This window comes from Flavobacterium limi (assembly GCF_010645075.1).
Classification (GTDB): Bacteria; Bacteroidota; Bacteroidia; order Flavobacteriales; family Flavobacteriaceae; genus Flavobacterium; species Flavobacterium limi.
In genome coordinates, this window is the sequence record NZ_JAADZV010000007.1 from 1 (window position 1) to 13126 (window position 13126).

The following is a 13126-nucleotide window of genomic DNA, read 5'->3' on the forward strand; positions in this document are numbered from 1 at the left end:
GAAAATCTCTTCTCTCTCAATTCTTATCTCTTGTCAGTATTTCGATGAACGCCTTCGCTGTTGCGGGTGCAAAAGTACACAACAATTCCAGTTATGCAACACTTTTTTCAAACTATTTTTACCTTTTTTTTACCCTTTCTCTTAACTCACTGGTAACGCATTCTTTACAAAACAAAGTTTTTTTGATTCGAGTAGGGTTTTTCTTCTTTTGATCGGTTTTCCTCCAGTTTCTGCATCTATTGCACTGCTAATTTTATCGAGTTTTCATCCTGCTTAACTTTTTACAAGTGGTTTTTCTGCGCCATAATTCCGTGCTTCACCTCAAAATCCTCCTGAAAACAGCTCCAATAACCCCAATAGAAGCGCAAATCCTTTTGTTTTTTCTTTGAAAAGCAAAACATTGAAGCAAATAGCGGGAAATAGCTTCTGAATAAGGATAAAAAGGCTTCGTCTTCGCTCAACCGAACATTTATAGCATCATTTATTACTATATATATGTATATCAAAAATAAACCCGGCAGACTTTTAAATCCTGCCGGGTTAATATATAATATCCTATATTGAAATTAATCGAAACGAATCGCTTTGACTGGAGAAATCTTGGTTATGATATAGGACGGAATTAACAGAACTAAAAAGCAGATCGTGATAGTCAACAAATTTAACAAAGCAACATACACCCAATTTATATAAACCGGAGCCTGGTTCACATAATAATTTTCAGGATTCAACTGTACAATACCGAATTGTTGCTGAATAAGCAATATTGAAATTCCAATTAGGTTACCCCAAAAAAGCCCTCTCACGATAAGATAGAATGCATTGTACAAAAATATTTTTCGCACTGTCCAGTTATTACCACCTAACGCCTTTAAAATTCCTATCATTTGCGTTCGCTCTAATATAAGTACCAATAAAGCCACAACCATATTAATAGTTGCTACTAAAATCATAACTGCTAAAATGATGATGATGTTAAAATCGAAAAGCTGCAACCAATCGAAAATATAACTATATTTTTCAATTATCGTTTTTGTATCAAGGCTTGATGATGTTTGCTCGTAGATTTGATCCCCAGTTGTCTTGATGTTTTTGAAATCTTTCACAAAAACTTCAAAAGCCCCCACCTGATCCGGAGCCCATTTATTGATACGCTGAATATGACGAATATCTCCTATAATATAAGTAGCGTCAAAATTCTGAAAACCTGAATTAAAAATACCTGTAATTTTGAATCGACGACTATTTGGCAGCTTTCCCTGTTCTTCTTTAATAAAGAAAGTGTTAAAACTATCTCCTAATTTTAAATTTAACCGATTAGCCAGAAATCTGGAAATTATAACTTCTTCGTTTACAGATTTAGAAAAATTGGGTAATTTTCCTTCAACCAGGTATTCTTTAAGATTATTCCAATCATAATCAGTCCCTACTCCTTTAAAAATAATACCCTCGAAAGCATTTTCAGTTCTAATGATTCCGGCTTTTGTAGCAATTACTTGGATATGACTTACCTCTGAAACCGATTTAAAGTTTGGATAAAAATCCTGTTTTTTTGAAACCGGAATCAACGTTACTTCAGAATTATTATTGTCATAATTAGAAATAATAATCTGACCATTAAAAGCTGAAACTTTTTCACGTATTTTTTGCTGCAGGCCAATTCCGGTTGCGACAGAAACCAACATCATAATAATACCGATAGCAATAGCCGAAATAGCGATTTTTATGATAGGAGCAGAAATACTGCTTTTATAATCTTTTGCAGTAATAAGTCTTTTAGCTATGAAATATTCTAAATTCAATTTATAATTATCTTATTGATTTATTAAACATGTATAATATTCAAAAATACATTTAAAAAAACGAAAAAAATTGTTACTAAAAACAATTCGGATTATTTAAGTTTATTACAAAGGCATTTTCTTTTTCATTTCTTCCACTATATTATAAGCCGCAGGACAAATTGCGACATTCTTTAAAGTCAAGTCTGCAATTTGATAAAACTTTTTTCTATCAGTATGCGGAAATTCCCTGCATGCTTTAGGACGAACATCATAAATCATACAATAATTTTCAGCATCCAGAAAAGTGCAGGGAACACTTTTTAAAACATAATCCTTGTCTTCATCAATTCGAAGATACTGATCAATGAATTGCTGTGGTTTTTGCCTAAAAGATTTCGAAATTCTCTCAATATCGGCTAAGGTAAACAGTGGGCCTGTTGTTTTACAACAATTGGCACATTGCAGACAATCTGTTTTTTTAAATTCGGCATCATGCAAATCCTGCATCATGTAATCTAAATTTTTAGGCTGTTTCTTTTTCAGCTTATCAAAATACTTTTTGTTTTCGATATGCTTATCTTTGGCTAATTTATTTAAGCTATTTAAAATTTGTTTCAAGTTTAATTATTAAAATGATTCGCAAAATTAAACAACTTTAGACTTGAAACCTTACACTTTGAATTAAATTACCATGAAAGATCTTTTTGGAAAAGCCATGTTTGATTTTCAAACGAACAATTCACCTGAAGATATTATTACTGAAACTTCAATTTCCGAAGAAGATGAAATGAGTGCCGAATATTTATTTCGTTCCTATAATGAAATGCCAAAATTAGAGCAAAAAGCACTGCAATTGTCATTTGGAAAAACTTTGGACGTCGGCTGCGGAGCAGGAAGTCATAGTTTATCACTGCAAAACGATCGCAATTTAGATGTTACATCCATCGACATTTCAGAAAAAGCAATTGAAACCTGCAAGTTAAGAGGGGTAAAAAAAGCAAAAGTTCAAAACATATTGGATTTTGAAGAAGAAAAATTCGACACTATACTGCTATTAATGAATGGCACAGGAATCTTTGGAAAACTTAAAAATTGTAACAGCTATTTATCAAAATTAAAATCGCTATTAAATCCAGGAGGCCAGATATTAATAGATAGTTCTGACATTATATACATGTTTGACGAAGACGAAGATGGCGGAAAATGGATTCCATCTGATAAAAATTATTATGGAGAACTCGTTTTTACCATTTCCTATAAAGGAGAAAAAGAAGAACCTTTTGACTGGTTATATTTAGATTATAATACATTACAAAATGCAGCCGTTGCCAATGGATTAAAATGCGAACTTATTTTAGAAGGAGAGCATTATGATTATTTAGCCAAACTTACAATTTAATCCTAAAAAGTTTACACTTTACACAACTTGTAATAAAAACAAAAACTCTTCGGCATGAAGAGTTTTTGTTTTGTATATCCCATCCTATCTAGGGAATATTCAAATATTTATGTGTCTGTAAAGAAACTCTCCATTTTGGATTATTCATAACATAATCTACGATTAAAGGAGTCATTTCTTCCTTTTTGCTCCATTCCGGCTGTAGAAATAAAATTGCGCTGTTATTTACCAATTCCGCCTGTTCTTCAGCAAAAATAAAATCATGTTTATTATGAATAATTACTTTTAGCTCATCTGCATTCTCATAAACGGTTTGTGTTGGGAGCTTGTTTTTTTTAGGAGACAAACAAATCCAATCCCATGTACCTGATAAAGGGTAAGCACCAGATGTCTCTATATGTACTTTTAATTTTTTATCCTTCAATTTACCTGTAAGCATACTCATATCCCATGTTAAAGGTTCACCTCCTGTAATCACAACTGTATCAGCATAAGCTGATGCATTTTTTACAATTACATCAATATTTGTAGGCGGATGTAACTCTGCATTCCAGCTTTCTTTCACATCACACCAGTGGCAACCAACATCACATCCTCCAATTCTGATGAAGTAAGCAGCGGTACCAGTATGAAATCCTTCTCCCTGAATAGTATAAAACTCCTCCATCAAAGGTAACATGGCTCCTTTATTTACTTCTAATTGTATTTCTTTTGATAACATTATTTTATTTTAAAGTGCAAAGATAGTCAATTAAATACGGAACAAAAAAACCGACAGTTCATCAACGAACTGCCGGTCTAAATATTTAATTAAAAACTTTATATTATTTTAAAGCTTTTACAGATTGAGAAGCGTAGGTATTAGCTGGATCTAAAGCTAATGTTTTATTGAAATATTCAATAGCTTTAGCCTTATCTGTATTAGCATAAGCAGCTCCTATTGCGTTGTAAGACTCAATAATTTTCTTTGCAGTAGCCGGTTTTGCCATTTCTTCAGCACCTTTAGCCGTAATTTTAGTAACATACTCGGTGTAATTTTTGATAATCAAATCATCTTTATCCAACAAGCTGTTGATTCTGGCTTTATAAATATAAGCCTCATCATAAGTCGGAGAAGCTACTAAAATCTTATCAAAAGTAGCATCTGCATTTTGCAACGCAGCTACATCACGGGTTTCAGCAGTCTTACCAGCATTTCCATAATAAACAGAAATACCATAATAAACTGCATCATCTAAATAATTCTTAGATTCAGCATTATTAGCACCAAGCTGGAATATAGCAGCGGCCTGAGTATATTGTTTTTTGCTAAACAAAGCTTTTCCAAAATCAGCAAGTTCTTCTACAACTAAAGGTTCTAATTCAATTGCTTTTTTAATATCTGCAAAACCTGCATCAAAAGCAGCCTGATCTACAACACCTTCAGCATTTGTGCCCTTTTTGATTTTTGATAAGCCTAAATATAAATAATCTCTGCCAATTACTTTATTTGTCGGTACTTTCATAAAATCTTCAATAGACTTAATTGCAACATCAGGATTTCCGTTTTCATAAGCAGCATATCCTAAATATCTAAAAATTCTAGGATTTACTTTATTCTCTGCAATCATTTTATTCGCAACTTCTTCAAGTTTTTTATAATCTTTAACTAAGATTAAGAAATCAGCATGACGCATTTTAGAATCTAAAGAATAATCCGTCAGACTTAAATACTTTTCATAGTTTGTAATTGCGTTTTGCAAATTAACTTTTGCAGTAGAAGGTTTATTTCTTGCCCATTTGTAATATGTTTCAGCCAACTCTCTGTAAACAGGACCGTAATTTGCATTCAAAGCAATAACTTCATTAAATGATTTAATTGCCTCGTCGTAAGACTTAGCACCTTTTAATAAGACTCCTAATTGCATTTTTGCTCTTAAAAGTGTCGGATCAGCTGAAAATGCATCACGATATGCTTTATAAGCATCATTCTGATTATTTGCGCCGTAATAAGCATCACCAATTGCTAGAAGAGCCGTAGCATTTTGTGGTTCAATAGCCAAAGCACGCTGTAAAACAGTAATAGCATTAGTATAATCTGGATTTTCAGAATTTATATATGCTCTCCCGATGTAGATAAATTCTTCCACGTCTTTACGTTTCATATCTTTTGTTGCTAAACCGAAGTTTGCCTGAGCAGCAGCAGTATTTTTCTGATCCAGATCAAGCTGCCCCAATCCGATATAATTCAAATTCTTGTTATCTGATGCTTCTAATCCGTTTAGGTAATAAATTTTAGCTGAATCAACAACGCTTTCATTTAAGTATATATTCCCTAAAACAAAGTTAGCTTCACCATCCGAAGGTTTAGCTTTTATGATTGATTTCAGTAAAGACTTTGCCTTCTGAAATTGTTCTGCATCAATTGCTTTTTTAGCTTCTTTGATATCTTGCGCTTTTACAACAGAAGCTGAAGCAACTAAGGCAAGACTTAAAATTTTAAATTTGTTCATCTTTATTGTAATTAATTTATTCTTTATTATTTATTGTATTCCTGATCTGCAACTTTCTGCCAGGTGTTTTAACAGGCATTAAACCAGATTTTAAAACAATTCGCTGGCCTATGTCTCCGGCTATGAATGATGCAAATCCCATTCCTAAACCAGTGTATCCCTGACAATTGATGATATACAATTCACGTGCCAAAGGATATTTCTGTTCTGCGATGTCATTTTGTGTAGGACTAAAATACTCATTACTGTTTAGACCTTTAACACTCAAAACATTTAAATTATGAATTATATCCTGCATTTCCGGCGAAGGCTGTGACAGCCAATTAACTCCAACCACACCAATCATGCCGTCATTTTCAGCTACAAACTTAATTACTTCTTCATTTGTTTTGAATGAAAAAACACCATCAGCCGGTATGTCCTTAACTTTAGCTAAATCCTTCATGAATCGCACTGTACTTGAGTTTGGATTATCAAATACCAATCCTTTTATTCGGGGATTTGGTTCGCCTTTCATAAAATCAATTACAGTCTGTAACGCAATCAGGGTATCATTATTGCTTTTGTTGGAAATAAAAGCAATAGCATCTGTAGCAAATGGAGTAACTCTTGGATTAATCTTTAATTTTACAAACTTATCTTTTTCAGCCTGAGTTAAATCTCTTGCAGTAATCACAACTTTTGTTTTCTTATTCAATAAATCATTAATTAACTCCGCTTCTGACTTCGTTTTAATTGAAACTTTGGCATCATAATATGTACCTTCAAATACAGCGACCTGATCCTCAACAATTGGTTTTACAGTTTCATCAACAGTAACCTCAATCGATCCTTTTAAAATTGTTTCTTTATTTGAATCGCTTTTACTTTTTTGGTTACACATTGCAAACAACAAAATAAAAACGACTAAACCCAAACTTTTAACATTCTTTAACATGCTTACTCCGTATTAGAATTTATTAATCTTAAAAATCGTATCGCTGAGTACACTATTAATAATATACCAAAGGCATATCTATATACAGGATCCATGTTTAAGGATAATTTATCCCAAAACATAATTATCAAACCCAGTACAAGATAAATCAAAAAAAACAATATTCCTAAAACAAGAAGAAATCGCTGTTTGAGCGATTTCTTCTTAATATTATCAAGTATATTCTTCAACATTACTCTGCAGATTGAATTGTAATAGGCAGAGAGTAAAGTACTCTTACTTTTTTACCGTTTTGTTCGCCAGGAGTCCATTTCGGGCATTTTTTAAGAACCCTGATAGCTTCTGCTCCGGTTCCGTAACCGATATCTCTTAAAACTTTAATATCTGTTAATGAACCATCTTTTTCAACTACAAACGTAACATAAACTTTACCTTTTAAACCTTCTTCTTCCGGAGTTTTGTAATTGTTTCCTACGAATTTGTAGAATTTTTCCATACCACCAGGGAAATCAGGTTTTACTTCGATACCTGCTGTGTTATATACGTTGTTGTCTTCCTGTACGATTTCAGCAACCGGACCTTTACCTACTGGTTCATCTACAGTTAAAACTGCATCAGGGTCTCCTTTGATAGTTTCAGAACCGATTTTCTTTTCTTTAAGATCCACAATTTTTGGTGGCTCTTCCGTAATCTCTTCCGTTTTAGCCACTACAGGCTTCACAAACTTCACCTGATCCACTTTTGGTGGGGGAGGTGGCGGAGGTGGTAAATTAGGTTTTACCGGCTCCTTTGGCTTTGGAGGTAATTTTACCGTCGTAATTTTAATATCATTATCCACTACCTCTTCTTCAGAATTCGGCAAAAGACTCGCAATAAGAGGAGCTGCAACAGCTAAGCTAAAAACTATCGAACCAATGATAAGTGATCTTACCGTAGTTTTCGTATTTGATTTTCTTAACTCATATGCACCATATATCTTATTACGTCCTTCGAATACGATATCAAGCCATTGATTTTTTATAATATCTAATTTCATATTTCTTGATTATTAGGTTATTGACAAAATAAAATTGCTCTTATTTTTTCTCTAACAATTCTGTTTCCTTAGGTGTAAAATCATTAACAATTGCATAAGTCCCAACACCTGTAATAGCCATTTCATCTAAAATGTCTACTAAGTTTTTGTACTTAGATTTTTTACCTGGCTTGATGATTACGATAATTCCTTTATCTTTATTGCCAGTATACTCGATTACTGACTTTTTACGAGCCAATAATTCTTTACGAATACCACCCTTTCCATAATCGATATCTTTCGGGCCTGCAATAGGAGTTTCTAATAATCCCATGTAATAGACAAGTTTATTATTCTCACCCATCATAATAGTCATAGTACGTTTCTCATCAACTTTTATTCCATCGTCAGGTTTTTTTTCATCTTTATCTGGCAAACCTAAACTCATCGATTGAGGTTTTGACAACGTCGTGGTCAACATAAAGAATGTGATCAATAAGAATGCCAAATCCACCATTGCCGTTAAATCGACTTTAGAATTTTGCTTTTTACTTCTTACTTTGCCACCTTTCCCGCCGCCACCGTCGCCGGTATTTAATTCAGCCATTTTAGTGTATCTTTTTTAAATTAAAAATCTTTCCCTCTCATACCTGTAACTAAGTTAAAGGTATTGACTTTTTGATCTTGTAAGATATCCATAATCTTTTTGATTTGTGGATAATCTTCTTTCGCATCTCCTTTTATTGCAATCTGCAACTCCTTATCATCTAAATCAATAGCTGCTCGTCTTGAAACCAAAAGCCATTCTTTAAGCTGGTTGTTCAAAGAATCGATTGGAATACCCGGTTGATTTGCTTTGCTTCTGTCTGCAGCTTTCATATCAATGATTTGCTTCAAACTTGCCAATGGCACACCAAAATCGTCCATCAACGAAAATTTCGTTTTGTCCTCTTCTGAAAAAGCAACGCCTAATTTCGCACCCATTCCTTCAAGAGTTTTTTTACGTAACTCTCTTCCTTTTATATCAAAAAACACTTTGCTTTTCCCGTCTTTTCCTTTACCTATTGAAATAATAGCCAAATCAGAATCCGGCAATTTAGTTTGTACAGTAGATGAAGGTGTATCAACTGGAAGTGCTTCAGGCACTTTGGCAGTAGCGGTCAAAATAAAGAACGTAAGCAAAAGGAACGCAACATCACACATGGCAGTCATATCTGTCGATGTTGACTTTTTTTTCATTTTTATTTTAGCCATTCTCTTTTTATTTTATTTTGATAATTAATTCTAATTATTACTATCAAAAATTAATTATTGTCTTAAACTTCCTCTGAATTTTCTGTAAGTATTAACGATAGTAGTACCAGCCTCATCGATAGAGTAAGTTAAATCGTCAATTTTAGCAGTAAAGAAGTTGTAAGCAATGATCGCCAATACAGAAGTAGAGATACCTGTTGCAGTATTGATAAGAGCCTCAGAGATACCTGTTGCAAGAGCAGCCTGATCTGGAGTTCCAGCAGAAGCTAACGCACCAAACGCTTTAATCATACCTGATACAGTTCCTAATAATCCTCCTAAAGTTCCTAATGATACTAAAGTAGAGATGATAGTCATGTTTTTCTCTAACATTGGCATTTCTAATGAAGTTGCCTCTTCGATTTCTTTGTGGATTACTTCAGAAGCTTCTTCACTGTTGAAACCTTCTTTTTTAACGTCCTGATATTTAATTAAAGCTGATTTAATTGCATTTGCAACTGAACCTTGTTGTTTGTCACATGAAGCGATAGCAGCCTCAATGTTTCCTTCTTTAATGCTTCCTTGTACATTTTTCATAAAAGCATCCAGATTAGCTTTACCAGCAGCTTTTGAGATAACAAAAAATCTTTCAATAGAAAAAACAACAACCATTAAAAACATACCTAATAATATCGGTACAATGAAACCTCCTTTATATACCATCCCTAAAGTATTCAATGGATGACCTGTTTCTGCGTTTCCGCCTTCAAAGTTAGCAGGAGCTCCCATAACGAATTTCCAGATTAACCAACCAACAAAAACACATGCTACAATAATGATTCCTGAAACCATCCCTCCTCCATTTGAAGTGCTTTCTTTTTTAACTTTAACGTTTGCCATTTTTTTTAATTTTAATAGTTTTAAATAATTTTTATTTTTAGTTATATTTAACTTGTAGGGTAGCAAATTTATACGTTTAGTTTAAATAAAAAAACTTTTTTTAATTTAATTGAAGGAAATTTAACTTGATTTTAAAAAAGTTCTCATTAAATTGCTCACATCATTTTTTTAATAAAACAAAAAAAAGGTCAATTTGTGCAAAAATTACAACGTTTTAGTAAATATTCAAATATTCCTTTGTCATCTTCTTAAAATGTTGCGAAATTATTTTTTACATTATTTTCAGTAAAAAACACGCTTTTCCTGTTAAAAAAAACCAAGAAAAAGCATTATAAACCGAAGCAAAATTCTTATAATCACCTAAATTACAAACAAAAAATGAACAGAAAAGACAGTTTTATAGAGGATATAAACAAAGGATATTCCTTTAAGGGTGACAGCATTATTTTAGGTGGCGCAATTCTGGACGGAGAAGCAGTAGGCGAAACTCATGTAAAGGTACCCTTAAAAACCTTAAATCGTCACGGACTCATTGCAGGCGCTACCGGTACGGGTAAAACAAAAACTATTCAGGTTTTTTCAGAGCAGCTTTCAAATGCAGGAATTCCTGTCCTGATGATGGACATAAAAGGTGATTTTAGTGGTATTGCAAAAGAAGGAAAAGAAGAAGCTTTTATTACTGAACGCCATTCCAAAATAAATATACCTTATAATATATCTGCTTTTCCTGTAGAATTAATGTCACTATCCAAACAAAATGGTGTGCGACTACGTGCAACAGTTTCTGAATTTGGACCTGTACTGTTTTCAAGAATTTTAGACCTTAATGATACTCAGGCGGGTGTTGTAGCTGTGATCTTTAAATACTGTGATGACAAAAAAATGCCTTTGCTGGATTTAAAAGACATCAAAAAAGTCATCAACTACATTACTGAAGAAGGTAAAGAAGAAATTGAAGAAAGCTACGGCAAAATTTCTACTTCTACTACAGGAACTATTTTGAGAAAAATCATTGAACTGGAGCAGCAGGGAGGCGATTTGTTTTTTGGGGAATTGTCTTTTGAAATTGATGATTTAATGCGAATCGATGAAAACGGAAAAGGGTATGTAAACATCATCCGATTGATGGATATTCAGGATAAACCAAAGTTGTTTTCCACTTTCATGTTAAGCTTATTAGCCGAAATTTACCAGCAAATGCCCGAAAAAGGAGATGCTGACCAACCGGAATTGATTATTTTTATTGACGAAGCTCATTTAATTTTTAACGAAGCCAGCAAAGTATTGCTGGAACAAATTGAAACTATTGTAAAACTGATCCGCTCAAAGGGTATTGGCGTTTATTTCATCACTCAAAACCCAATGGATGTTCCGAGCGGTGTTTTGGCACAATTAGGATTAAAAATTCAGCACGCGCTCAGGGCTTTTACAGCAAACGACCGCCAGGCGATCAAAAAAACGGCTGATAATTACCCAACATCTGATTATTACAAAACTGATGAACTGCTTACCAGTTTAGGAATTGGAGAAGCCTTAGTTACGGCATTAAACGAAAAAGGTGTTCCAACGCCTCTTGTAGCCACTATGATGCGGGCACCTCAAAGCCGAATGGATATTTTGACTTCTGATGAAATTGAGGAAATAAACGGTAAATCCAAATTAGTTAAAAAATACAGTGAAGAAGTCGATCGTGAGAGTGCCTACGAAATTCTGAACAAAAAAATTGAAGAAGCAACTCAGGCAGCAGCCGAACAAGAAGAACAAACTCCGGCAAAATCATCAAAATCTGAACCGAGTACAACAGAAGTAGTAACAAAATCTGTTCTTAAAGTCGTTACAAGTGCTACTTTTATAAGAGGTGTTTTTGGAGTTCTGTCAAAATTCTTAAAAAAATAAATTTATCAATGCCAATATCAAAAATCAAACTCAATGTCAAAATTGAAATTGATTTTTGATATTGTAATTTGTTATTGCGATTATATATTCAGCAATTCCAATATTTTATTTTCAACTTCAGGAGTATTCCAGATATTTTCGATATTCTCCATTCGTAATACTTCTTCCATAATTCCGTTTTGAAAATCTCCGATTGCTAAAGCTTCTGCATACGGACGATCGCTAAAAGTTACCCTACTGTAAAGCGGAATCCATTTATCAGGATGTTTATCTGAAAATAGTTTTTCTATTTTCTTCTGCAGTAAAAATTTTTCATCGGCAGTTTTAGTGCTCATTTCCATGAAATTTCGGTATGAAAGTTCTGCAATTGCATCTGCATTTGGCTTACGCGAAATCTGATATTCTGAGAAAATTGTTTTCCAGTCATTTCCGTATTTTTCAATCATTTCGTTTAAAACCGTAATATCTTCAAAACCGGCATTCATTCCTTGTCCGTAAAACGGAACAATTGCGTGACAAGCATCACCAATCAAAGCAATTTTATTTTCATAAGTCCATGGAAAACATTTCATGGTAACCAAAGTACTTGTTGGATTTTTAAGGAAATCTTCTGCCAGCTTCGGAATTATCTCAATGGAATCCGGAAAGTTTTTCTCGAAGAAATCTTCCACCATTTTTCGGTCTTTTAATGAGTCAAACGAGTTTTCCCCTTCAAAAGGCATGAATAATGTACAGGTAAAACTTCCATCTAAATTAGGCAGCGCAATCAGCATATATTCACCTCTTGGCCAGATGTGAAAAGAATTCTTATCCAATTTATGCGAACCATCTGCATTTGCCGGAATATTCAGTTCCTTGTAACCCATATTCAAAAATTCCTGAGAATAATTGAACATGCTCTGACGCTGCATTCTGTGACGGATTCTCGAAAAAGCACCATCAGCACCAAAAACCATATCATATTTTTTCTCTTCCCACTCGCCTCTTTCCGTTTCTCCAATATGCAAAGTAGCATCACTTAAAGTTACATCCCATATTTTCTGGTCAAAAAGAAATTCAGCTCCAGCTTCTTCGGCAAGATCAATCATCTTTCGGTTTAAAGTTCCTCTGGAAATCGAATAAATCGACTCTCCTTCCTGCCCATAGTTCTGAAAATTGAGTTTATCGACCAAATGAATGGCGCGTTTGTCCATCGGAATAGCGATTTCACGAACCGAATCACCAACCCCAACTGCATCCAGCGCTTTCCAGCCCCGATTGGACATTGCCAGATTAATCGAACGCCCCGAAAAATTTATTTTGCGGATATCAGGACTACGATCATAAACATGAACAGTGTGACCTGCTTTTTTAAGATAAATTGCCAAAAGCGATCCGACCAATCCAGAACCTACAACGGCAATTTTTAGTGAAGTTTGCATCAAGGAAAATCTAAATATAAGTGCGTAAAAATAAGTAATAAATACACAA

At 33.7% G+C, this 13126-nt stretch carries 12 protein-coding genes; 2 read left to right on the top strand and 10 right to left on the bottom strand.

The features are described 5' to 3' along the window. Positions 1–566: 566 nt before the first annotated feature. Together GXM16_RS14695 and GXM16_RS14700 are read right to left on the bottom strand one after the other, a co-directional pair. The gene (locus GXM16_RS14695) at positions 567–1802 is read right to left on the bottom strand and encodes an ABC transporter permease (protein ID WP_163395247.1); all 1236 of its coding nucleotides are present in this window, start codon (positions 1800–1802) and stop codon (positions 567–569) included. A gap of 105 nt (positions 1803–1907) precedes the next feature. Further along, positions 1908–2402, bottom strand: coding sequence for a YkgJ family cysteine cluster protein (locus GXM16_RS14700; RefSeq protein ID WP_163395248.1), 495 nt, complete (start codon positions 2400–2402; stop codon positions 1908–1910). A 73-nt stretch (positions 2403–2475) separates the two neighbouring features. Between GXM16_RS14700 and GXM16_RS14705 the strand changes: the two genes are divergently transcribed. Next, positions 2476–3183, top strand: a complete 708-nt coding sequence (locus tag GXM16_RS14705; RefSeq protein WP_163395249.1) for a class I SAM-dependent methyltransferase — start codon at positions 2476–2478, stop codon at positions 3181–3183. A gap of 88 nt (positions 3184–3271) precedes the next feature. Here GXM16_RS14705 and GXM16_RS14710 read toward each other — a convergent pair whose 3' ends face one another. The 7 genes from GXM16_RS14710 to GXM16_RS14745 all read right to left on the bottom strand — a co-directional run bounded on the left by GXM16_RS14710 (position 3272) and on the right by GXM16_RS14745 (position 9760). After that, a complete protein-coding gene (locus GXM16_RS14710; protein ID WP_163395250.1) occupies positions 3272–3904 on the bottom strand; it encodes a 7-carboxy-7-deazaguanine synthase QueE in 633 nt (210 codons plus the stop codon). Positions 3905–4007: 103 nt separating this feature from the next. Next, positions 4008–5675, bottom strand: coding sequence for a tetratricopeptide repeat protein (locus GXM16_RS14715; protein WP_163395251.1), 1668 nt, complete (start codon positions 5673–5675; stop codon positions 4008–4010). A 16-nt stretch (positions 5676–5691) separates the two neighbouring features. After that, the gene (locus tag GXM16_RS14720; protein ID WP_163395252.1) at positions 5692–6612 is read right to left on the bottom strand and encodes a PstS family phosphate ABC transporter substrate-binding protein; all 921 of its coding nucleotides are present in this window, start codon (positions 6610–6612) and stop codon (positions 5692–5694) included. Between the two features lie 232 nt (positions 6613–6844). Continuing rightward, entirely contained in the window at positions 6845–7648 is an 804-nt protein-coding gene (locus tag GXM16_RS14730) for an energy transducer TonB (protein WP_163395254.1), read from the bottom strand. Positions 7649–7688: 40 nt separating this feature from the next. Continuing rightward, positions 7689–8234: an ExbD/TolR family protein gene (locus GXM16_RS14735; RefSeq protein ID WP_163395255.1), complete on the bottom strand. Its 546-nt coding sequence runs from the start codon at positions 8232–8234 to the stop codon at positions 7689–7691. A gap of 20 nt (positions 8235–8254) precedes the next feature. Next, complete coding sequence (locus GXM16_RS14740; protein ID WP_163395256.1) at positions 8255–8881, bottom strand: ExbD/TolR family protein; 627 nt, start codon at positions 8879–8881, stop codon at positions 8255–8257. 54 nt (positions 8882–8935) lie between these two features. Beyond that, entirely contained in the window at positions 8936–9760 is an 825-nt protein-coding gene (locus GXM16_RS14745) for a MotA/TolQ/ExbB proton channel family protein (protein WP_163395257.1), read from the bottom strand. Positions 9761–10138: 378 nt separating this feature from the next. Here GXM16_RS14745 and GXM16_RS14750 point away from each other — a divergent pair, with 378 nt between their 5' ends. Further along, complete coding sequence (locus tag GXM16_RS14750; RefSeq protein ID WP_163395258.1) at positions 10139–11656, top strand: helicase HerA-like domain-containing protein; 1518 nt, start codon at positions 10139–10141, stop codon at positions 11654–11656. An 80-nt stretch (positions 11657–11736) separates the two neighbouring features. Here the strand turns inward: GXM16_RS14750 and GXM16_RS14755 are convergent, their stop codons facing one another. Then, positions 11737–13077 carry an FAD-dependent oxidoreductase gene (locus GXM16_RS14755; protein WP_163395259.1) on the bottom strand — a complete coding sequence of 447 codons (1341 nt, stop codon included), beginning with the start codon at positions 13075–13077 and terminating at the stop codon, positions 11737–11739. Positions 13078–13126 lie beyond the last annotated feature (49 nt).